21 protein-coding genes are annotated in these 22,736 nt (G+C 55.0%); 14 read left to right on the top strand and 7 right to left on the bottom strand.

Annotated features, from left to right (window positions below):
- Positions 1–72 precede the first annotated feature (72 nt).
- Both phnC and phnD read right to left on the bottom strand, forming a co-directional pair.
- Positions 73–825, bottom strand: coding sequence for a phosphonate ABC transporter ATP-binding protein (phnC, locus tag IPM31_06145; GenBank protein ID MBK9006558.1), 753 nt, complete (start codon positions 823–825; stop codon positions 73–75).
- A gap of 137 nt (positions 826–962) precedes the next feature.
- Positions 963–2,060 (bottom strand): phosphate/phosphite/phosphonate ABC transporter substrate-binding protein, encoded by a 1,098-nt coding sequence (gene phnD, locus IPM31_06140; protein ID MBK9006557.1) that lies wholly within the window; start codon positions 2,058–2,060, stop codon positions 963–965.
- Positions 2,061–2,501: 441 nt separating this feature from the next.
- Between phnD and IPM31_06135 the strand changes: the two genes are divergently transcribed.
- The 3 genes from IPM31_06135 to IPM31_06125 all read left to right on the top strand — a co-directional run bounded on the left by IPM31_06135 (position 2,502) and on the right by IPM31_06125 (position 4,529).
- Positions 2,502–3,440 carry a YegS/Rv2252/BmrU family lipid kinase gene (locus IPM31_06135; GenBank protein ID MBK9006556.1) on the top strand — a complete coding sequence of 313 codons (939 nt, stop codon included), beginning with the start codon at positions 2,502–2,504 and terminating at the stop codon, positions 3,438–3,440.
- A gap of 4 nt (positions 3,441–3,444) precedes the next feature.
- On the top strand, positions 3,445–3,915 hold the full coding sequence (locus IPM31_06130; protein ID MBK9006555.1) for a hypothetical protein: 471 nt from the start codon (positions 3,445–3,447) through the stop codon (positions 3,913–3,915).
- Between the two features lie 245 nt (positions 3,916–4,160).
- The gene (locus IPM31_06125; GenBank protein MBK9006554.1) at positions 4,161–4,529 is read left to right on the top strand and encodes a DUF971 domain-containing protein; all 369 of its coding nucleotides are present in this window, start codon (positions 4,161–4,163) and stop codon (positions 4,527–4,529) included.
- 20 nt (positions 4,530–4,549) lie between these two features.
- On the opposite strand, the gene IPM31_06120 is transcribed toward IPM31_06125, so the two are convergent.
- From IPM31_06120 to IPM31_06110, 3 genes are all read right to left on the bottom strand, one after another.
- Positions 4,550–6,382, bottom strand: coding sequence for a tetratricopeptide repeat protein (locus tag IPM31_06120; protein MBK9006553.1), 1,833 nt, complete (start codon positions 6,380–6,382; stop codon positions 4,550–4,552).
- Between the two features lie 67 nt (positions 6,383–6,449).
- Positions 6,450–7,019, bottom strand: a complete 570-nt coding sequence (gene amrA, locus IPM31_06115) for an AmmeMemoRadiSam system protein A (protein ID MBK9006552.1) — start codon at positions 7,017–7,019, stop codon at positions 6,450–6,452.
- Positions 7,020–7,063: 44 nt separating this feature from the next.
- The gene (locus tag IPM31_06110; protein ID MBK9006551.1) at positions 7,064–7,579 is read right to left on the bottom strand and encodes a flavin reductase family protein; all 516 of its coding nucleotides are present in this window, start codon (positions 7,577–7,579) and stop codon (positions 7,064–7,066) included.
- 136 nt (positions 7,580–7,715) lie between these two features.
- Here IPM31_06110 and IPM31_06105 point away from each other — a divergent pair, with 136 nt between their 5' ends.
- The 5 genes from IPM31_06105 (at position 7,716) to IPM31_06085 (ending at position 11,387) form a co-directional block, all read left to right on the top strand.
- Entirely contained in the window at positions 7,716–8,120 is a 405-nt protein-coding gene (locus IPM31_06105) for a VOC family protein (GenBank protein ID MBK9006550.1), read from the top strand.
- Between the two features lie 126 nt (positions 8,121–8,246).
- Positions 8,247–9,284 (top strand): hypothetical protein, encoded by a 1,038-nt coding sequence (locus IPM31_06100; protein MBK9006549.1) that lies wholly within the window; start codon positions 8,247–8,249, stop codon positions 9,282–9,284.
- A 19-nt stretch (positions 9,285–9,303) separates the two neighbouring features.
- On the top strand, positions 9,304–9,840 hold the full coding sequence (locus IPM31_06095) for a hypothetical protein (GenBank protein MBK9006548.1): 537 nt from the start codon (positions 9,304–9,306) through the stop codon (positions 9,838–9,840).
- Between the two features lie 964 nt (positions 9,841–10,804).
- A complete protein-coding gene (locus IPM31_06090) occupies positions 10,805–11,101 on the top strand; it encodes a BrnT family toxin (protein MBK9006547.1) in 297 nt (98 codons plus the stop codon).
- Positions 11,088–11,387, top strand: a complete 300-nt coding sequence (locus IPM31_06085) for a hypothetical protein (GenBank protein ID MBK9006546.1) — start codon at positions 11,088–11,090, stop codon at positions 11,385–11,387. The genes IPM31_06090 and IPM31_06085 overlap by 14 nt, the downstream gene beginning before the upstream one ends.
- A gap of 123 nt (positions 11,388–11,510) precedes the next feature.
- Here IPM31_06085 and IPM31_06080 read toward each other — a convergent pair whose 3' ends face one another.
- Both IPM31_06080 and IPM31_06075 read right to left on the bottom strand, forming a co-directional pair.
- Entirely contained in the window at positions 11,511–12,722 is a 1,212-nt protein-coding gene (locus IPM31_06080; protein ID MBK9006545.1) for a glycosyltransferase, read from the bottom strand.
- A 36-nt stretch (positions 12,723–12,758) separates the two neighbouring features.
- Complete coding sequence (locus IPM31_06075) at positions 12,759–14,102, bottom strand: oligosaccharide flippase family protein (protein MBK9006544.1); 1,344 nt, start codon at positions 14,100–14,102, stop codon at positions 12,759–12,761.
- Positions 14,103–14,548: 446 nt separating this feature from the next.
- Between IPM31_06075 and IPM31_06070 the strand changes: the two genes are divergently transcribed.
- The 6 genes from IPM31_06070 to IPM31_06045 all read left to right on the top strand — a co-directional run bounded on the left by IPM31_06070 (position 14,549) and on the right by IPM31_06045 (position 22,735).
- Positions 14,549–16,921 carry a hypothetical protein gene (locus IPM31_06070; protein ID MBK9006543.1) on the top strand — a complete coding sequence of 791 codons (2,373 nt, stop codon included), beginning with the start codon at positions 14,549–14,551 and terminating at the stop codon, positions 16,919–16,921.
- Positions 16,918–17,880, top strand: a complete 963-nt coding sequence (locus IPM31_06065; protein ID MBK9006542.1) for an ABC transporter ATP-binding protein — start codon at positions 16,918–16,920, stop codon at positions 17,878–17,880. The genes IPM31_06070 and IPM31_06065 overlap by 4 nt, the downstream gene beginning before the upstream one ends.
- A 105-nt stretch (positions 17,881–17,985) precedes the next feature.
- Positions 17,986–18,936: an ABC transporter permease gene (locus IPM31_06060; protein MBK9006541.1), complete on the top strand. Its 951-nt coding sequence runs from the start codon at positions 17,986–17,988 to the stop codon at positions 18,934–18,936.
- A gap of 4 nt (positions 18,937–18,940) precedes the next feature.
- On the top strand, positions 18,941–20,512 hold the full coding sequence (locus IPM31_06055; protein ID MBK9006540.1) for a hypothetical protein: 1,572 nt from the start codon (positions 18,941–18,943) through the stop codon (positions 20,510–20,512).
- Between the two features lie 33 nt (positions 20,513–20,545).
- The gene (locus tag IPM31_06050; GenBank protein MBK9006539.1) at positions 20,546–21,526 is read left to right on the top strand and encodes a MoxR family ATPase; all 981 of its coding nucleotides are present in this window, start codon (positions 20,546–20,548) and stop codon (positions 21,524–21,526) included.
- A 327-nt stretch (positions 21,527–21,853) separates the two neighbouring features.
- Positions 21,854–22,735 carry a DUF58 domain-containing protein gene (locus IPM31_06045; protein ID MBK9006538.1) on the top strand — a complete coding sequence of 294 codons (882 nt, stop codon included), beginning with the start codon at positions 21,854–21,856 and terminating at the stop codon, positions 22,733–22,735.
- The last annotated feature ends 1 nt before the right edge of the window (position 22,736 follow it).

The following is a 22,736-nucleotide window of genomic DNA, read 5'->3' as shown; positions in this document are numbered from 1 at the left end:
CGCCAGAACCGCAAGACCCGTGCCTAGAGATTTCCAGGGAGTGGCTTTCTTATCGTTGCTGTTTTTCATGGTTTAGCCCACCCTTTCCGCGTCGCGGCCATAGATATCTTTGAATTTTTTATCATCGATCTCGCTCGGCAGTCCCTCGAAAACAAGTTTCCCTTGATTCAAGGCGATGACGCGATCGGCATAGCGGTGAACAAGGTCGAGGAAATGCAGACTGCACAAAACGGTCACGCCGTCATTTTTATTGATCTCTTCGAGATGCTTCATGATGCTATGCGCCAGGACCGGGTCGAGGCTGGCGACCGGTTCATCGGCAAGAATCATCTCGGGGTCCTGCATGAGCGCGCGCGCGATTCCCACGCGTTGTTGCTGACCGCCGCTTAATTCATCGGCGCGCTGGTCTGCCTTATCCGCAATGCCGACGCGCTCGAGTTGTTGGAGCGCTTTTGCCAAATCTTCTTTTGGAAAGCGGTTCAGGAGACTCCACGCCGGGTTGACATACCCAAGCCGCCCTGCCAGCACGTTGGTCAACACTTTGGAACGATGCACCAGATTGAAGTGTTGGAAGACCATGCCGATCTTGCGGCGGATGCGTCGCATCTCCTCCGGGTTGGCGGCGGTAATATCTTCGCCACCCCAAAGGATCTGCCCGCCAGTCGGGTCGATCAGGCGATTGATGCAACGCAATAGTGTGGATTTCCCCGAGCCGCTCAAACCGATCACGGCAAGGAATTGCCCCTTGGGCACATCGAATGTGACTTCATCCAACGCCTTGACGCCCCCATCGTATATCATTGTCAGGTTCTTTACTTGGAGCATGGTGGGTTCTCGCAATCTATGGTTTGATAATGAACATACCAATCTGCATTGCCCCATTATAAAAAGAAAAAAGACTTTAATAAAGACAATTCGAGCAGGGAAAATTCCCTGCTCGAATTTCTTGATGATGCTATTCTTTAGCGGAGCGATTCGATCGTGGTTCCAGATTCCACCACCAACTTGCGGATGAAGTCATATTCCGCATCGGCGGCGGGTTGCATACCAGACCAGCCATAGAAGTCTTCGCTACCGAGCGAGGTGCCCCACGCTTCAGATTCGGCAAATGCCTGAAGAGCCGCTTCGATCTGGGCGCGCACGTCAGCGGGGAACTCGGGCCCGAAGGACATGGTGTCGTTCGGGATTTCCGGGGAGAGCATCAGGATGCGCACTTTGGAGATCACATCGGGGAACTCTTCGCGGATATTGGCGCGGGCATCGAGAACGCGGTAGCCTTCGCAGAGCAATTTGCTCTTGTCTTCGTTGAGCGCGCAAGAGTTCACATCGACGGGCACTTCAGGATCGTCGCCGATCGCCCACGGAGTGGCGCCTTCAGGAGCCGCCCAGGGGCTGTAGAACGCGGCGGCGAAATCGGCTTCACCGGTGTATACAGCGCGGACAGCCTGCGGGTGACCACCGGCTTCGAGTTCTTCACCAACCGTCACGCCCGCTTCTTTGAGCATGACGGAAGGAACGAGGTAACCGGAGGTGGAACCGGCATCGGGGAAGGCGAACTTCTTGCCGTTCAGGTCATCGATGGAATCGATGTCGCTGTCGCGGGCAACCACGAGCATGGTCCAATACACGCCCCAACCGCGGCGCACAGCCTTGAAGGCAACATCCACGCCGCAGAGGTCATTGGCAAGCACATAACCAAACGCGGGGATGAACGCCATCGTGTCTGAAGGCGAGGCGCACATTTCTTCGATCGTGGCGGCATACGAAGTAGGAACGACCACTTCAAAAGTGAGCCCGGTGGCTTCTTTCAAAGCATTCGCCATGACTTCACCGCCGGTAACGATCACGTTCGCATCCACCGAGGGGACGAACAAGACCTTGATCGGGTGTTCCGGTGAACCGATGGCGGGAGGCGCCTCGGTCGCGGTAGGCGGAACGGCTGTCGGCGGAACCGCTGTGGGAGCAGGCGGCTCGGTGGCAACCGGGGTGGCGGGCGCGCAGGCGGAAAGCGCCAACGCAAAGACCGTCACCATGGAAAGAAACAGGTACATCTTTTTCATTCTTCTTCTCCTTAATTAAATTGTTGGGATATTGCTTTTCCCATACCGTGCATCATACAACCAGAAAACGATTTACACAAGTGCCGATTGGGTTAGGGCGATCGCATTTGGATTTTTTGTCCGCTACTCATTTCGAATTCACGCTAAACCTTCTCGGAAACATTCGCGCGCTTCGCTCGTTTGCGCCATTCGGGTTAACGCTTTCCCGGCTTTGCAAAAGCCATGCCTGTTGCAATGGGAGCGCTCAAAGGTTGTATATAATCCAACAGACAAACCACAGAGTCACCGAGTCACGGAGTTTTTTTAATTGTTTTTCTCCGTGTTTCCGTGACTCCGTGGTTAGGGTTTCCTGTCTGTAGTGAAACTCATCTACATACTTTTAGCGCACCTGTTGCAATCACCCGGCAATGAGACGGTCGAGCCAGCGGGTATAATCTCTTCATGCGCAGCGCGGTCATCATCTACAACCCGGCGGCGGGGAGATTTTCCGTCAAACCGTTCATCAACTCGGTGGCGAAGACCCTCGCATCGGCGGGGTGGAGCGCCGAAGCCGCAGAAACCCAAAACGGACCGCACACGGTGGAGTTGGCGAAGCAAGCCGCACTCGAGAAAAAAGACGCGGTGTTTGCCGTCGGCGGCGATGGCACGATCGGCAACGTCGTCAACGGGTTGATCGATTCGGATACCGCGCTGGGAGTCTTGCCGGCGGGAACCGCAAACGTGTGGAGTATCGAACTGGGCTTGCGCCCGTTCACCCTGACAAATTTCTGGGTATTGAAACACAACGCGCAAACCCTTGCCCACGCGCCCTGTTACGCGATTGACGCGGGCGTATGCAACGACACCACGTTCATGATGTGGGCGGGCATCGGGCTGGACGCGCTGACCATCCACGCGCTCGAGCCGCGCATCCGCCTTGAAAAATTTTTTGCCTTTCCGGAGTTCACCGCGCAAACCCTCATGCAAGCCGCGAACTATAACGGCGTGAAGTTGCGGCTGTGGGCAGACGGGCAGGAAGTGGAAGGGCAATATATCGTCGCCGTTGCCACGAACATTCGTCATTATCTCGGCGGGCTTTCGAAACTTTCACCCGATGCCTGTCTCGACGACAACCTGCTCGACCTGTGGTTATTCAGCGGCAAACACCTCGGCGACGCGCTCCGCCATGCGTATGAGATGATGACGGGCCGCCATATCAACTCGGATGTGGCGCGCAAGATATCCTTTCGCTCCTTGCGCATCGAGGGCGAATCGCCGTTTTTGATCCAAACCGACGGCGAGCCGCGCGGTTCCGCGCAACAAGTAAACATCCATATTAAGCATGGCGCGTTAAAATTACTCGTCCCGCCGCGCGGGATGGATTTGTTGAAACATAAATGAAACCATGAACCTTAGACAACTCTTCAACCGACGCGTGATGCTCGGCGCGCTCCTCATCGCGGGCTTGTTGCTTCTCATCACCGTCATCTCCATTGGATTCACCTCACCGCTTCAACCTTCGGACGTGGGGTTTGCCCCCGCCAACCTGACCGTGATCGCCGCCCCCACCGTAACCTCCAACGCGCCGCCCACGCCGACCATCGACCCTTTCGCGCCGACCCCCGTCCCCACCGGCATCGCCATCGGCAATTATGTGCAGATCACCGGCACCGATGGCGAGGGACTTCGCATCCGTTCGGAGGCGGGACTCAACAGCGAGTCGGCATTCCTCGGCTTCGATTCAGAGGTCTTCCTCGTACAAGATGGACCCGTTGTGCTCGATGGATATGTGTGGTGGTTCCTCGTCGCCCCGTATGACGAAACACGCAACGGCTGGGCGGCGGCAGACTTTTTGAGTTATATTCCATCGCCGTAAAAAGATGTGCCGCAAAGTTCACTTTGCGATTGCGCGACGAAATACAACAAGCGAATAACAGGATCGATCTTGTCTTTCTCTACCGTACATAAGAAGATTTTTACCGCAAAGCACGCTAAGGTCGCCAAGTTAAAAAGGTTTTCTTTGCGTTCTTTGCGGGTGTCGCATGGCGACACTTAGCGGTGCACATGTACGATAGAGAATCTTGTCTTATGGATTGCCACATTGATTTGGAGGAATACAATATGACCGAACACCCCACCAACATCACCGCCAACAAAAAGACGCGCGAACTGACCATCGTGTGGGACGACGCGCACACCAGCGTGTATCCCTTCGATCTGTTACGCGCGGCATGTCCGTGCGCTTCGTGCCGCGGCGGGCATGAAAATATGAAGCCCGAACCCGACCCCAATGTGTTCGTCCTCAAAATGGCGGAGTCGCCATCCACGCGGCTCGCAAACGTGGTGAAGACCGGCTCCTACGCGCTGACCCTCGTTTGGGAGGATGGTCACGATTACGGCATTTACAACTGGCATTACCTGCGCGCGTTATGTCCGTGCGAGGAGGATCGGAAAAAATTTGGGAACGCTGGTGAACAAAAAAACGACTGATTTCTCAGTCGTTTTTTTGTTCACTTCGTCGGCGTAGGACTCGGTGTGCGTGTGGGGGTTGGGGTGGCGGTCTTCGCTTGGGAGGGCGAGCCAGTCACAAGGGGGGTGCGAGTCGGAGTCCGCGATTTGGTGGGGGTGACGGCGGGAGTCGATGTGGGGATTTCCAACAGATGTTCTTCGGCAACCGCGCGTTGTTCCGCGGTGGTCGCGTCTTCGGGTAAATCCAACAGCAACTGCCAATATTCGGCGGCTCGATCGAGTTCGTCGCGCGCCTCATACACAGCGCCCGCCCAGAAATACGCGGTGGCGCGTTGTTCATCCGTTTCGGCGAGGCTGATCGCCTTCTCGATGATCTGTAACGCGCTCCCGTTGCGCTTCTGGATCAAATGCGCGCGCGTCAGGGCAATGTTGAACTCGAACAGATCGGGGTAATAGACCAGCAGGCGGTCAAGATCCTCATCGGCGGCGGCGCCGTTCCCCAATTCAATGTTGGCATAGAAACGATAGAGGTATGCCTCGCGCCGGTTGCGGTCGATGCCGATCACGCGGTTCATCGCGCCGATGGTCTCTTCATATTCGTCATCGGCAAATTGCATCCTGCCGAGCAACATGTAAGCGTCCGCGTCGCCTTCGTTGTATTTCAGGTAAATATTGAGAACGCGCGTCGCATCGGCGGAGTTGCCGGTCGCTTCATACAACTGACCGAGCAACAGATAGGTGGGCATATGTGTGGTGTCGAGTTGGTTGGCATGCAGGGCGGTGGTCAGCGCGAGGTCGATCTCCCCTTCGCGTTGCCGCGCCACAGCCAGCGTGTAATACACCAACGGTGAATTCGGCAGGAGGCGGTTGGCGTTGTCGAGATCGGCGATCGCGCCGACGATATTGTTATCGCGCAAACGGACTTTTGCGCGCTCGAGATACGCCTCGCCAAAGTTCGGGTCGAAGCGGATGGCTTCATCGAGCAATGGTTCGGTGTTCGCGCCGGGGTCGATGTGAATACGCGCCCGCGCCAGCCCCACGTAGGCGGGACCAAATTCCCCGTCCGCTTGAAGCGCGAAGTTGTAGGCGTCGATCGCGCTCGCCATATCGCCTTTGAAACGATACGCCTCGCCGATGTAATAGTATGGGTCGGCATATTCAGGTTCGAGTTGCGCGATCTCCTGCATTGCCGCGATTGCCTCATCCCAGTTTCCGCTTTTAAAGGCGTTATCAAATCTGCTGTACATATCCATCGTCAGCGGCGAGCGCGGCGTGTTGACGTATAACGCCGTGGGCGTATACGGAACTTCAAGCAATTCAGAGAAGGGGAACGGCGTGCCGGCGGCTTGAGGCTCGCTCGTGGAGTTGAGCGCGGTGGGGGTAAATGTCCACGTGGGCGATGCCCCCGGTGTAATGGTGGGAGGACGCGCTTGTTGCCGCGCCGGAACAACGAACCCGAAATAAACAAATCCCGCCAAAGCCGCGATCAACACGGCAATTCCACCAAGGCGGAAGACCGGGCTGGCTTTGACTGCCGCCCAGCCCTTGGGCTTCGGCTTTTCGTGCGCAAGCAAAAGTCTTTGTTCCCATGCGCGCGGGCGATTAAGGGAAAACGGCTGGATAGTTTCGTCCGGCGGAAGCGAACCGAGCAAGATCAAGCCGCGCTTGGCGGTGACATTTTCAGGGTCGAGTTTGAACGCCGTTTGCAGGCAGTAGATGCGCTCTTTTTCCGTATCCACTGTCGCGCTCATCCACACCCAATAGGTTGCGTTGCCCTGGTCGGTTTTGAGCAAACCCGTGAGTAACTCGCGGGCTTTCGCTTTATTTCCCTCGCGCAACGCCTCCACTGCCTCTTGGAAGACTTCGTCGGTCATGCGCTGATTTTACCCCACTCAGGATACTCATTGCCACAAAGCGCGCCGGCAATCCTGAGAAGGTCGCTCACTCGTGAAACTCCTCCACTTGATAGACGAGCGCCTCGAGATGTTTTTTTCGCCACAGGTCGTAGTCCGCGCCCATCTTATAACATAGGTTATCCATGAACTCGCCGGGCTGTGGAATCTTCTCCCAGACCTGCGGCAGGAACGTCGCCCGGCGAACGCCATCGCGCAGGACGACTCCATCCACATGCGGCTTCAACTTAGACAGGAGGTCGGCGGCATCTTTGTACTCCAGCGGATGCGGACGGGTCAACCTCGAAATTTCGATCTGGATCGCCCCTAGTTCGCCTTCCCTCACGGGTGGAAAACGCGGATCCTCCAACGCCGCAGAAACCGCGTGTTCGCGCACATCCTCCGCCAGCGGCTGATACGCATCCAACGCGCCGATGCACCCGCGCAGGGTTCCGCGAATCGTCAACGTGACAAACGACGCGCCCTCCGCGCGCAAACGTTCCGTCAGCGGCGCAACGTCCAGCGGCGGAAGCGCCTCCCCTTTCACGCGGCATATCATCGCCTCGCGCGCTATGCGGAGGAGAGTCTGTTGTTCTTCGAGGGTAAGTTTATCTTGCATGAGGTTACCTCCCTCATCCTCATCCTGTCCTTGAATGAACAAGGCTAGGGTGAGGGTGAATTCAACTTCCAATACACCCGGTTATGATACACAAGCGGATCGCCTTCGCCCGCTCCCTGCGCCGCGATCACCTCCGCCACGAACAATGTATTCTCGCCAACTGTATGCATGCTCAACACACGACAATTGAAAAACGCCATTCCGCCTTCGATCAACGGCGCGGGGATGGAAAGCGTTGTGGTTGGTATGCCTTCGAACCGGTTAGTGACCTGCGGATGTTTCCCCGCGAAGCGGCTCGAAAGCTCCTTCTGCGAGGCGGAGAGGACCGTCACCGAAAACTCGCCGGACTTCTCGACCAGTTCATGCGTGTGGGTCAGCCTCTTCAAGGTGACGCATACCAGCGGCGGCTCCAGCGAAACGGACGTGAACGAGTTGACCGTCATGCCATATTGCTGACCGTCATGCGCGGCGGTGATCACCGTTACACCGGTCGTCCACGCGCGCATGGCGCGGCGGAGGGTTTCTGAATCGAGCTGAGGTAAGTGGGCGTGTTGAGCCATGATGCGGTCTCCAGAGCAAAGTCATCATAACGGCGAGGGATGGGCGAGTCAAGATAAAAAATTTCCCGTCCATGGCAGGTTTACTTTCATAGTGACGGTCATGCCTTCGCTAAAAGAACGGGGATATAATGCCGATATGACAAACGATCACCCCGTTCTCGAATTGCGTATCGCATTCACCGTAAAAGACTTTGAACGCGCGGTGAAATTCTACTGCGACGGACTCGGCATCGAACCCGCCGCCATTTGGAACAACGGAGACGGTCACGCGCTCGTCCTCGATATGGGACGCGCCACCCTCGAACTCTTCGACGAACCCCAAGCCGAGACCATCGACTCGCTCGAAGCAGGGGAACGCCTCAGCGGACAGATCCGCTTTGCCCTGCAAGTGCCCGACCTGCACGCCGCCATGGACAAACTCCTCGCCCACGGCGCGACCCTCGTCCACGAGCCTGTGATGACTCCCTGGGGCGATTACAACGTCCGCTTGCAAGACCCCGATGGGATGCAGATCACGTTGTTTCAGGTGATGGATAGTTAATTGAATAAGGTAGGACGCTGGAAATGCGTCAGTGTGTATTCGTGGACGGTTTCCACTCTCACGAAGAGAGTCCGCTTGATCAGGAGCAAACTTGAGCAAGGGATGTGAATAGGTCTGGAGGAAGATATGTCTCATATTCGTCGTTCCTTTGCAATCGTGATGATCTTGTGCATCGGGTTATCCGCCTGCGCCACAGCGACTCCCATTTCGACAACAACTCCTGGTCCCACCGAAACACTGACTGCAACAGCAAGTCCGCCAACGCTTACGTCGACCCCCACCCCCGAACCGACGGCGAACCCTGAGGACGCCTACTATCAATCCCTCACTGCTGAACAGCAGGCTCTTTTTGACCAAACCAAAGACATGACGGGGGAGGGCTTCACCCGCCAGTTCCTCGCCGAGCAAGGGCTAACCAGTTACCTTGCCTACTACGATACAGACGGCGAAGTCGCTTTTGTGTGGAATTTCGAGCAGGGAAAACCAAATCCCGCCCTCAAGATCGAAAATAATCTACTCATCAATGAAACTTCAGGGAGCCATATTATCTGGAACCCAGAACTCAACAGGGCGGAGGCGCAAAAAACTTTAGCCGATTATTTTCGATACGCAAGAGCCAGAGTAATCGCTGGGGCGAACCATGTGGAACTGGGTAACACGCTTGAGAGCTCTCTGGCAAATCCCTTGGCGCAACGGTATCTGGAAGAGGGCAGAAGAGTTACGCTACTGCCAACTTCCCGAAATTACACAAATGTAGATGGAAGCCCCGCAAGATTTAGCGTCCCCGCTCAAAAAATTTTTATTTCTGATGAAACGCCAATCGTCTTTCGAACTGTTCAGAAATTGAATAAAAACATGGCTGTTATCTATGGAACCACTGATAATAAGCGCTGGCTCAAAGCATATGGATTTGAGCAAAACACGGAAGGAGTTTTGTTGATTAATTACTACAACGAGGGACCTGAAGATTTGGCTTCATACAAAGAACACGCTGACTTAATATTTGCAAGAAGACTAGCTATGGCGCTACAATTTATGTTCTTGAGAACCGAAATATCTCTTGCTTATGGCGGGGCAGAAGATGTGGTTACGAAATCCATAATCTTTAGCGGTGAAGGTCTTTTACCCAAAGACCCAATTGTTATCTATTCACAAACTCGATAATTTTGTGCTACTATGAATTGTGGGGAAATATATCGGCATAACTCTTGGCATTCTTATTGCATTCCTTCTTGGTCTTGGTGGCTTCGTTTACTTTCAGGGGAAAAAAGAAAATACTTCTCCACAGATTAAAAACGCGAAAGTTGATATTCAGAATAAATCAAACCTTGAACTGTTATTGACTGATGTCGGCTGGCACAAAGCCGATAGTATTACACTTCTTACGGGTGAGATTATTCAAATAAGCCAAATTGCTGGCATTGAAGTAAAGTACTCTGATAAAGAGCAACCCTTCCTCAAACAAGGGGATGGGAAGGGCATGGTATTTGCCTCGGTCGATACCGAAATTGCGGATGAAAAGCTGGTTTTTACCGTTCATGTTGACCCGAAAAGATTGACCAAAGCGCGGGATAAAAACTGGTGGGTGGATAGTCAGGTGATAAGAGCCATGAATAAAATGCTACATCCAAATGCGACCGATGAAATGCTCATTGAAAAAGACAGGGAAATATTCGATACATATAAAGGCAAGATTGACCTTTGGGAGATAAAACTTTAGGAGTATGAAAAAACTGACACTGCTTTTGTTGATATTGGGGAGTTTTATATTTGCAACCAATGTAAATGCTCAAGTGGGATGCTGTGTGGGGAATGTTGTAACTGGAACCGCTTTTTGTCCAAACGATCCCGAGCCATTAAATTGGTATTGCACAAACACAAGTACTGCTTATGGCTGTGGCGGGCTTGATTATTCAACTTGTGTAAATACGAGACCATCATCAGGCGTAGCCTGTGGTCAAACTGGAGTAACTTGCACAGGCTGTGGATGGTCGACAACGGCATGTAGCGGTGGGGGAGGCGGGGGCGGGGGAGGCATAGGCGAGCCGTGCTCAAGCGACTCCGACTGCTCTTCGGGAAGGTGCAGCGCCCAACGGGGGATCTGTGTCGACGCGGGAGGCTTTATCTGCCCAGAAGACCCAGTCTACTGCCCCTCTGGAACCGTAAGAACCGCTACCGTTATAAGATCTTCGTGCCTAAATCCAAAATGCACGGCGGGGAGCGCGCAGACGATAGGGGACTGTTGCTCGGGGCATTGGAATAAGGGGGCATGTACCGATTGGTATGATTGCCCGACGAGAAACAATCCCAACAAAGTTTGCAGGGATTGCGAGGATGATGAGTTTATATGCACTACTCAGAACTATATTACCTATCGATGTGATCCCGTTTGCTCTGTTACTTCCCCCACAAATGTCGTGGTTACTCCGATTTCTTTAACTTCCTCACGAGTTACATGGACACCGGGAAATAATAATATTAGGCAGGGAATTTATGTCTCAACCAGCAAATCGGCGGTGGTAGCTCGAGTGAGATTGGTACTCTAACGTCGTCCGCAAATCATTAGCCTAAAGCTTTCATTCCATCCATCACCCTCTCCTCCCTCCTCACCCACGAAAACTGCTCCACATCCTTCCACACCTGCGTATTGACAAAGCATATACGCGAGGCTATACTCATTCTGAATGAACGTCAGATACACGCTTCATAATATCCTCTTCGAGTGGGACAGCCAGAAGGCGGCTGTCAACTTGCGAAAACATGATGTCAGTTTTGAACTGGCATGTGAAACGTTCTTCGACCCATTCGTTTGTTATCTGGACGATGAAATTGTCGGCAGTGAACTTCGCGAAAGAATTGTCGGCTTAACCACAAATTGGATATTGCTTTACGTAGTCTATGTCATGCGCGACGACAGAATACGAATTGTGTCCGCCCGATCTGTGACCAAGACAGAAAGAGAAATCTATGAAAATCAATAAACTTGCCCAACGCTTACAAAAAGACCGCCGAACGACGATGGTCAGCATCCGCATCCCTGAGGATGTGATCGAAGACCTGAAACGCGTCGCGCCGATGCTCGGTTTTTCTGGGTATCAGGCATTGATCAAAGCGTATATCGGACAGGGATTGCGCGCCGATCTTGAACGCCTCGAAAACGGCGTGGAAATCTCCTCGTTGATCGAAAGCTTGAAAAAGAAAGGCGTGAAGGAAGAGATAATCTCCTCTGCAATTGCCGAGGCGCAAGGTTCATATCAAACTACTTGATGATCTTACACAAATCTTTTTGGACGCTGATTCACGCTGAGAACGCAGATTTTCTTTCTTTTGAATCAGCGAATTCAGCGTTTTTCAGCGTCCCAATATTGAAAGAGAGGGGAATCAATCAAATTACTTGATGATCCCCTCCATCACCCTCCCCTCCCTCCTCACCCACGAAAACCGCTCCACATCCTTCCTCGCCTGCGCGCCCAACGCGAGCCTGCGCGATTCATCTTCTAGTAATTTCTCAATCTCCAGTCTCCAGTCTCCAATTCTCTGATTCTCCAATTCTCCAACATTGTGGTCTCGATACGCCCCTCGGCTTTCACTCGGGGCTACTCGACCACCGTTTGATTCGCGCATTTTTACAAACACCGCATTCCCCTCATTCAACACCTCCCGAATCACGGGCAACTCCGCGCACACGATCGCCCGTCCCGCCGCCATGTATTCGAACATCTTCATCGGGTTGATCACCTCGGCAATGTCCTGTCCGCTCGACGCCAAAATGGAATGCGAATACGGCATCAGCAACACATCCGCCGCGGCTTGATAGAGCGGGATGTTGCTATGCTCCACGAAGCCCGTCATCGTCACGTTCGCAACGCGCGCCTCCTCTAACTTCGATCTCCAAAATGACACGAGTTCGGGCGTGCCGCCGACCCACAAAAAATTCACGCGCGGCATTTGATTCGCCAACTCGAACAACAACTCCGCGCCGCGCCCCTGATAAATATGACCCGTGAAGCCGACGGTGAGTCCCTCAGGCAGATTCAATTGACGACGTGCCTCTTGAGGACTCGGCAGGGATTCGTATCGCTCCAACTCGACTCCATTCGGCGCGACGATCACCGCTTCATTCTCCAATTTGAGGCTGGTTGACCTCTCTAAGGCTTTTCTCAACGCGGACGTGGTGACCGTCATCGTCTTCTTCCCCTTCGCATTCCAAAACTGACGGAGCCACCACGCGCCCATGAGACCTGTCACATCCGCGTGCATTTCGAGGACGACGGGATACTTCATCCACACTCCCAGCGCAGCGGATTGAGGAAGCCATGTGTAAATGAGGTCCGCGCCAAACCTCCGCGCGGCGCGTTGGGCATGGACGATAAAGTCGAGGCGTTTGAGTCGCTTGATGGACGGAAGCAGTTCGAGGGGCGGAGAGAAGCGTACTCCGTAATGCGTATTGAGTATTTCTTGCGAGACAGTCTGCGTTTCCGCAGGCGCGAACATCCGCGCGTCATGTCCTAATTGAATCAAGGCTTGAGCAACCTTCATTGCTTGAATCGAATTCGCAGTCAGCGACGGAATCCGAGAATTGGTTATCAATGCAATCTTCATACCAGTCTCTAATCTCTATTCTCTGCTCTCTATTCTCTAATTCTCAAATTCTCTAATCTTCTTCATCCCCCGCCACGCCATCACCCCCACCGACGCAACATAATAAAACGACAACAACGCGCCCGCTGCGACAATGCCGAATCGCGGCACGAGCACGAATGCCAGCGCGATCTTGATAATGCCGACAATGAGCGTGACCTTGATGGGATATTCGGGCAAGCCGAGCGAAAGCAACAGCGGACGATTCCAGAACAACGTGTAATTGAACGCGAGACCAACGACGAGCGCGATCATCGCGGGATAGGCGGGGAGAAATGTGTCGTTGCTGTAAATGCGAATCATCCATTGACCAAGTAACACGAAGCCGATGGCAATGGCGAAGTTGTACGCGAACGAAAGTGATGTGACCTTGCGCAGAAAATCTTTGAGCCGCGTCCATGCGCTTTGCACCACGAGACGATTGATCTCGGGGAACGTGCTTGCAATCAGCGGATCGGTGACGATGGACAGAAAACTGACCAGCGTGTATGCCAGTTTGTAATAGCCCGCGGCTTCGGGCGTGAGGAAGAACGCCACCCACAACAACTCACTCTCGCGGAAAATTTTGATGATCGTGGCGCTGACGTTGGAACTGACCGCAAAGCGAATCAACTCGCGCCACTCGCTCCGCTCGCTTCGCTCGGCGATTGCCGAAAATGATTCGCGCCACCAACCACTGCCGAGAACTCTGTGCAATTGTATTTGCGCGGCGAAGAACATGCCAAGCCCAAGGATCGTTTTGCTGAGGAGATAGGCAAACAGAATTGATTGAAGTGTGCCATGCGTGAGGAACGCGGCAACGATGACAATCGTCGTGACGATGCTTTGCAGGAGATTGACCGTGCCTTGCAGTTTGATCCTGTTCGTGACTTGTAAAATGCCAGTGGATGTTTCGGTGTTGAAATTGGCAAGCAACCCAATCGCAAAAACGATGAACATCCATGCCGTGCCTGCGGTTTTCGCGTTGTACATTTCGGCGAGGTTGGCAGTCAACACGACGGCGAAAAAAGCAAGCAGTGAAACGACGGCTTCTGTGAGGCTGGCGGCTTTCAGCAACGCGGAGGCTTTTGATTTTTCACCTTGTTCAAGATATGCCCCGCCATATTTCACCACCACCTCACCCATGCGAAACGAAAAAATGCTGTTGACCGTGGAAGCATACGCCATGATCACGCCGATCAAACCGTAGCCCGAGGGTCCGAGCAAGCGCGTCACCAACGCGCCTTGAAGCACGCTCAACGCCAACGCGATCGTGTTGTTGCTAAAGAGGTGGAGGCTGTTGCTTACGACACGGTGGAAGAGATTGTCTTCGCGGAGAGAGGTTCGGATTCGTTGAAGCATACGATGGCAAATTGTAATCGTTATGAGCCATTATCGGGATTGAGGAGTCAAGTGAGGCGCGCAAAAGGATGCGGATGGGTTTTACCACAGACAGGAAACCCTAAGACACTGTTTCTTAAGTACACGGATTTGACGGATTACACGGTCAACCACGGATTTTAAAATGGTTTTCTCCGTGAAATCCGTGTTATCCGTGTCCAAAAAAGACCTAAGAAACACTCTCTAACCACTGAGACACGGAAACACAGAGAAACCAATTAAAAAACTCCGTGACTCAGTTTCTCCGTGTTTCAAATATTCACAGATCGTCACTCTCTCGTGATGTGAATATTTTTCATGGTCAGCGAAAGCCTACAAAATTGAGCGCCCTCAGCGCGGATCAAAAAGTTACCTTCGGCAGTCTTATGATAAGATTTGTCCACGCAATCAAGATAGGAGAAACCGGCTTGATCGCCACCCTTCATTCAAAAACCGTCAAGATCATATTCGTTGCCATCCTGCTTGCAAGCCTGTCCCCCGCGTTCGGAGGACAGCGATTCGTCCACGCGCAGAACGGAGGGGTCACATTAAGCGCGGCGGCGGGGTTCGACGGGTATTGCAAAGATAAACGCTGGCTGCCCGTCCGCGTGGAGGTGGAAAACACCGGCCCCGATCTGGACGCGAGCGTGCAAGTCTCCTATCAAAACAGCAGTGGGGGCATAACTTCCACAACGACCGAAGCGCAACTCCCAACTTCATCGCGCAAAGCCTTCTTTGTATATATTTTCGCCGACGGCTCGCTGAGGGATTTCACGGTCAGCCTATTCGATGGAAAGAAAGTTCTGCAAAAAGTAAAACTTTCGGCAAACTGCCTTGCCGACACCCTCCTGTTGGTCGGCGTGATCTCCGATACCCCGGCGGCCTTCGATGGGTTGAGCGACATCAATCCGCTGGGCGGGACCTCCCGCGTGGCGCAATTGCGCATTGACGATCTGCCCGAACGCTATCAAGCCTGGCGGACATTGGACGCGCTTGTCGTCTCGAATGCGGATACGGGCGTTCTGACCGCCGCGCAAAAACAGGCAATGGAATTGTGGCTGAGTTCAGGCGGAAAATTGTTCGTGGCTGGCGGGGCGCAATGGCAAAGGACAACCGCCGGGTTAAACGAACTCCTTCCCGTCGAAATACGATCCACGCGCAATGTGACGGATCTGACCAACCTCAGCGCGTACGTTGAGGATGAGAGTCCGTTGAGTTCGCAGACCACGCTCGCCGTCGGGACGATGCGCGAGGGGGCGCGGGCGTTGGTCGAGGAGGAGGGAGTCTCGATCCTTTCGCAAAAGAATGTCGGGTTTGGCGAGGTGTATTATCTGGCGGCGGACCCGTCGGCGAATCCGTTGGTTGGTTGGGCGGGCATGAAAACGCTGTACGAGCAATCGCTGGCAACGCGCCCTCCCCTGCCGCCTTGGGCAATCTCAACGTTTGATTCCTCTGGGTATTCAAACCCGGCGGAGCAGGCGCTCGGCGCGATGAAAGAATTGAGTATGCCTTCGATCCTGTACATCTGCGGCTTGCTTGGGTTGTACGTGGTCGTGATGGGTCCGTTGAATTTTCTTGTCCTGCGCCGGACCAAACGCCGCGAACTGGCATGGATGACGATCCCCGCGCTGGTGATTATTTTTTCGTGCGTGTTCTACGCCACCGGTTTTTCCTTCCGCGGGTTCACTCCCATCATGAACCGTTTGATGGTGGCGCAGGCATGGGATGGTGTTCCACAGGCAAATGTCAAAGCGTTGGTCGGGGTGTATTCTCCCGTCCGCGCCGGATATGATGTGACCGCCGCTGAGGGCTTTATGCCTCGCGCGTTTTCAGGCAGTTTTGGCGATTTGCAGGCAGACAATCAATGGGCTGTGCTTCAACAGGATGACTCGATGACCCTGCCGGATACGCGCGTGGAGATCGCCGGCATGAAGGCGCTCATTCTGGAGGGCAGCCTGCCCGCGCTCCCCATCAGCCACACGCTGACGATAGACCTCGGCAAAACTCCGTCATCCGTGACCGGCACAGTGACCAATGCAAGCGAGTTCACTCTCAAGGACGCCATGCTCATTACTCCCGGCGGCTGGAAGGAACTTGGCGATTTGAAACCCGGCGCTTCGACGGATGTGAACCTGTTTCTCACCTCGTCAAGTTCCAGCTTCTATTCCAGCAATGCGGGCAACATTCTGAACATCAATCCCATCGCCATACAACCCGATGTGGAAGCGGCGCGGCAATATTCCTTTTTGCAAGCCGTTTTATCCAGCAGCGATTATTCGTATATGAACGCTGGCAACTGGGGCGTATACCTGATCGGCTGGATGGATCGCTCCGACCTCCCCGTTGGCATTGACGGGCGGCGGTATGATCGGGTGGATACCGTGCTGTACATTCACAGCCTCACGCCTCAACTCAAAACCGAGGGCAGTGTATTAAACCTGCCGTCCGGATTCTTCGCATGGGAATCGTCCAGTCCGCTGGTTTCGCCATACTCTGCGTTTGAGATTCCAGATGAGGGATACATCCTCCGTTTTAAGCCCGCCATGCCGATACAATTCCGAAGCGTTCAATCGCTCAAGCTCATGCTGGTCAGTTCCAACCCCAGCGCGTTGACCGCCTACGCCTGGAATTTTGAGACCGGATCATGGACGCGATTAGCAACCGACAAGATGACCATCACCATCTCGAACCCCGATCAGTTTGTCGCGCCCAACGGCGAGGCGCGCATCCGCGTGGTTCAAGACCAATCCACGTATACCGAAATTACCTCCACAACCATCACCATGCAGGTGATTCCATGAGCGCGATCATCGAGATCAAAAACCTCAGCAAGAACTTCGCCCGCCGCCCCGCGGTCAGCGACGTGAACCTCTCCATCGAAAGCGGCGAGATCTTCGGATTGGTCGGTCCCAACGGCGCTGGCAAAACCACCACCATGCGCATGGTCGTCACGCTGCTCCAGCCGGACCGCGGCGAGATCACCATAGGCGGACATTCGGTGCGCAAATCTCCCCGCGACGTGCGGCGCATGATCGGCTTCATGCCCGATTCGTTCGGCGTGTACAACGACATGACCGTGCAAGAGTACCTCGACTTCTTCGGCGCCTGCTACAAGATTCCCCCCGCCCAGCGAAAGACCCTCCTCAACGACCTGCTTCAACTGGTGGACCTCGCTCACCGCCGCAACGACATGGTAGACACCCTCTCGCGCGGACTCAAGCAACGCCTCTCCATCGCCCGCGTCCTGATCCACGATCCCAGCATTCTCATCCTCGACGAGCCCGCCTCCGGCTTGGACCCTCGCGCCCGCGTCGAGATCCGGGAACTGTTGCTGGAGATCGCGCGTCTCGGAAAAACGATCATCTTCTCCAGCCACATCCTCGCCGACGTGGCGGAACTCTGCACCCGCGTGGGAATCATGGAAGGCGGCAAACTGGTCGCGCTCGGCGCGCTCAACGAACTGACCGAGAAAGCGATGCCGCATCGTCTGATCCGCGTCGCGTTCCTGAACCAGATCGAGGTCGAGCAGGCGCAGAACGCGCTCGCCGCATTGCCGGGCATCTTCGCCGCCCGCGCGCAGGATGGGCTGGGCAAAGCCGGCTGGCTATCCTTCGAAGCCGAGTTCAGCGGCGACGACGCCTCTTTGCAAACGCTTCTCTCCACGTTGGTCTCGCAGGGACTCCCCATCGTCCACTTCAGCGAAGAGACTCAAGACCTCGAAGAGGTCTTCATGCGCGCCACGCGCGGGATCGTTTCGTAAATTTTTGGGACGCGGATTACACGGATTCCACGGAGAAAGAAACAAAAAATCCGTGTCCATCCGCGCAATCCGTGTACGAAAGAAACTGTGTTACAAGGAACCAACATGGAATCTACGACCTCCATTCCCGAAGCCCCCAAAAAGATCGAGCGGCAGAGCATTCTCAGCCGCCTGATGGACAACCCGGTCATCCTCAAAGAACTGCGCGGACGGATGCGCGGCGGGCAAGCCTTCGTCCTGCTCACCATCTACCTCGGGCTGATCGCCATGTTCATCCTGTTTGTCTACAGCGTTATCTCCCCGGCTTATTCTTACGCCTTTGACGCAAGCGCCCGCCAGGACGCCGGTAAAGCCATCTTCGGCACGGTGGTCCTGCTCGAACTTTTGCTGGTCAGTTTCATCGCGCCCGGGCTCACCGCCGGGGCGATCACCTCCGAACGCGAACACCAGACCTACGAACTCCTGCGCACCACATTGCTCTCGGCGCGCTCGCTGGTGCTGGGCAAACTCGGTTCCGCCTTTGCCTACATCTTCCTATTGATCCTCACCGCCGTTCCCCTGCAAAGCCTCGCGTTCTTATTGGGCGGCGTTGGTCTGGGCGAATTGATCGTTTCCGAATTGATGCTGGTTGTCACCGCGGTCTTCTTCTGCACGCTGGGCATCTTCTTCTCCAGCCTGGTCAAGCGGACGCTCGCCGCCACCGTCAGCTCGTATGCCGCGATCCTCTTTTCATTTCTCGTGATCGTGTTCATCTTCATGCTCATCGCGTACACCGAGGCGCTTTCCTACAACAGCATGCTCGAACAATTCACCGAATACATCCTGGGTATCATCATCTGGGCGCTGGTTAGCACAAATCCCCTCATGGCGGCGATCCTCAGCGAAGTGATCCTCGTGGAAGACCAAAACTTGTTCTACACGACGAGTCAAATATTCGGCTCGAACGGACCGACCTACCTCCCCTCGCCGTGGATCGTCTACGTCCTGTTCTATACAGGCTTCACCCTGCTCCTGATCTTCTTCAGCATTCAATTGGTCAAACGCCCCGACCGTTAAACCGATGTCAACCATCTCCGAACTAAACCAGCCCCTCCACGCATGGATTCGCCGCCTGCGAATGCAACGCGCCCTCGCGTGGTCGTTGCGCGGCTTCATCGTCGGCATGTTGGCATCGCTCGCCGTCGGATCGTTCATGTTATATCAAGCCAAAATTTTGCGGGCTGAATTTCTCGCGCTCGTCCTCTCGGCATCGCTCCTCGCCGCAATTCTTTTTGGATTGACCGCCGCCCTCTGGCGGATTCGTCCCCTCGACGCCGCCCGCCGCTTCGACCTGCTCTTCCATTTGGACGAACGCGTCAGCACCGCCGTCGAACTGACTCGGCTCCCCAGCCTCGTCTCGCCTGAGATTCTTCACCGCCAACTCGCCGACGCGGTGACCGCCGCCCGCAACGTGAACCCGCGCCGCGAGTTTCCATTGAGAATCCAATCTCGTGAAGCAATCACTGCCCTGTTGTGCATCGCGCTGATCGCCCTCGTCTGGTTTCGCGGCGAGGCGATGTTCCAAGCCGCGCAACAGGCGCGCGCCGTCGAACAAGCCGTGCAGGAACAAGTGACCCAGATCGAAGAGATCATCCAACAGATCGAAGCGAACGAGACGTTAACCGAGGAGCAAAAGCAAGCGCTCACCGATCCACTCAAAGAGGCGCAACAGGCATTGCAGGATAATCCCTCGTTGGAAAACTCGGTGTCAACGCTGACGAACACCGGCGAACAATTGCAAGCCCTCTCCGACCCGCAGGCGCAACAGATGGGCGAGGCGTTGAAAGAGGCGGGGAATCAACTTGCGAATCAAAACGGCAGTCCGCTTGAATCGGTGGGAGAGCAATTGGCGCAGGGCAACACGGTCAACGCCGCGACCGAACTCGCCAACATGGACCTTAGCCAGTTGAGCGCAGAGGAACAGGCGCAACTCGCCGAACAGTTGAGCGCGATGGCAGAGTCGCTTCAATCTACGAATCCCGAATTGGCGAATCAACTGAACCAAGCGGCGGAGGCGTTGCAAAACGGAGATACCGCCTCGGCGCAACAAGCATTGGATCAAGCCGCGCAATCTCTCGCGCAAGCGGGACAGCAAGTCGCATCGTCGCAAGCCGCAAGCCAGGCGGCGAGTCAACTACAACAAGGCGCGGGGCAGGTGTTGGCGGCGGGCGGAGGTCAGCAGGCGAGTCAAGCGAATCAAGGTGGGCAAAACTCCGCGAATGGCGGCGCAGGCTCAGGGTCCGGAAATGAATCGGGCGAGTCCCAGAGCGGAAACGAATCGGGCAGTGATCCCATCGCGCAGAACAATGGTCCCGGTGATGGCGGTGAGTCGTCTTACGAACAAATTTACGCGCCGCAATTGTTGGGCGGCGAAGGCGGCGAGCAAGTGAATCTGCCGCCGTCTGATCCGAACAGCGGCGATGTGATCGGACAGGGACCGACGACGCCGGGCGAGCCCGGCGCAAGCACGGTTCCGTATAACGAAGTTTTTTCGCAGTATGAGCAGGTGAATAACGAGGCGATCGAAAGCGGCGCGGTGCCGCCGTCGTTCATTCAGATCGTGAAAAATTATTTTGATTCGTTGAAACCGTAAGACAAAATTAATTTTGTCGTACATGGAGAGACCATGAACTTAACCGTTGACCAATTCCGCGCGCGCGCCGAAGCCATCGAAACCGAGGTGGGACGAGTCATCGTCGGGCAAAGCGATGTGGTGCGGCATGTGCTGGTGAGCATCCTCGCGGGTGGGCATGTGTTGCTCGAAGGCGTGCCGGGACTCGGCAAGACGATGCTCATCCGCACGCTGGGCGATGTGTTGGATCTGAAATTTTCGCGCATCCAATTCACGCCCGACATGATGCCCGCCGATATTATCGGAACGGAAATCCTCAGCGACCAAAACGGCCAGCGCGAGTTTCGCTTCCGCCACGGCCCGTTGTTCGCCAATTTGATTCTGGCGGACGAGATCAACCGCGCCACGCCGAAGACTCAATCCGCGCTGCTCGAAGCCATGCAAGAGACTTCGGTGACGGCGGCGCAACAGACCTACCGACTCGACGAGCCGTTCTTCGTGATGGCGACTCAAAATCCGCTGGAGATGGAGGGAACGTATCCGCTTCCCGAAGCGCAACTCGATCGTTTCTTTTTCAAGGTCAACGTGAACCTGCCGAACGTGAATGAGATGGTCGAGATCATGGATCGCACAACCGGCAAAGAGTCTCCGTCGGCGAATAAGGTCGTCAGCGGCGCGGAGATTTTGCAAATGCGCGAACTGGCGCGCGGCGTGCCGATGGCGTCGCACGTCAAAGATTTTGTCGCGCGTTTGGTGCTCGCCACGCATCCCGAAGACCCGAACGGTTCGCCGCTGGTAAAACAATTTGCGCGTTACGGAGTCTCGCCGCGCGGCGCGCAAGCGTTGACGTTGGGCGCCAAAGTGACCGCGCTCTTGAACGGCCGTTTCAACGTCGCCTTCGACGATATCAAAGCCGTCGCCCCCGCCGCGCTGAGGCATCGTCTGCTGTTGAACTTCGACGGCTTGGCGGAGGGGATTCGCACTGATGATGTCATTGGTGAACTCCTCGCTGAACTTCAACCCCAAACCAATTAACCACAAAGGGCACGAAGAACACAAAGTTTTTAAGACCTCACGAAAAACCCTTCGTGGTTAAGAAACACACTTTGAGAAGTACCCGGTGGTCGAGTAGTCCTGAGCGAAGCCGCCGCGCTGAGCCTGTCGAAGCGGTAGCGAAGTCGAAGGGCGTATCGAGACCACCAAGACGTAAAGTAATCTTGTTGCAAAAGTTTGTATGCGCACCTGTGGTTTCGATACGCTCCTCACTTCGTTCGTCGCTACTCAACCACCGAGTTAGAATCAAACAAACTTTCCGCTTTCCACTTTCCACCTTCATCCTTCATCATTCATCCTTCTGAATTTATGCTCTTCGACGAACCCACCCTCCGCAAGTTGAATCAACTCACCCTCATCGCCTCGCGCGTGCGCAGTGGAGCGATGAAAGGCGAGCGTCGTTCCTCGCGGCGCGGCTCCAGCGTGGAGTTTGCCGACTATCGCAACTACGCGCCCGGCGACGATCTGCGCCGCTTGGACTGGAACATCTACGCGCGGCTTGAGCGTCCGTTTATCAAACTGCTCGAAGAGGAAGAAGATTTAGCCGTTCACATTTTGATCGACGGGTCGCAGTCCATGGATTGGGGCGAGGGCGATGAAAATAAATTCCAATACACGTTGAAACTTGCGGCGGGACTCGGCGCGATCACGCTCGCGTCCGGCGATGTGCTGACCGTTGGATTTCTACAACACGGCAAAGTTGATGCGGAGTTCGGTCCCTCGCGCGGAGGCGCTTCGCTTGCGCGCCTGTTCCGCTTCCTCGAAAAGATCGAACCCGACGGCGAAACGAATCTCAACCGCGCCATGCGCGACTATTCCATCCTCCCGCGCCGCGCCGGACTCGTCATCCTCCTCTCCGACCTCTTTGCAAACGACGGCTACGAAACAGGTCTGCGCCAGCTCATGGGACGCGGGCACGAAGCCGCGCTGGTGCACGTCCTCGCGCCCGATGAACTCGATCCGCCGCTCGCGGGCGATCTTCAACTCGTGGATATCGAAACGAATCAAACACAAGACGTCTCGCTCGACGGCGGCTTGCGCGAACGCTACCGAACCCGCGCCCGCGCATGGATTCAATCCACGCAGACCGAATGCCGCAAACGCAACATCCGCTATCTCGACGCGGTCACGAATCAAACGTGGGACCACATCCTGCTCCTTGAAATGAGAAGGGCGGGGTTCGTAAAATGAT

The organism is Candidatus Defluviilinea gracilis (genome assembly GCA_016716235.1).
Taxonomy (GTDB): Bacteria; Chloroflexota; Anaerolineae; order Anaerolineales; family Villigracilaceae; genus Defluviilinea; species Defluviilinea gracilis.
This window is presented reverse-complemented; position numbering and strand designations above follow the sequence as displayed.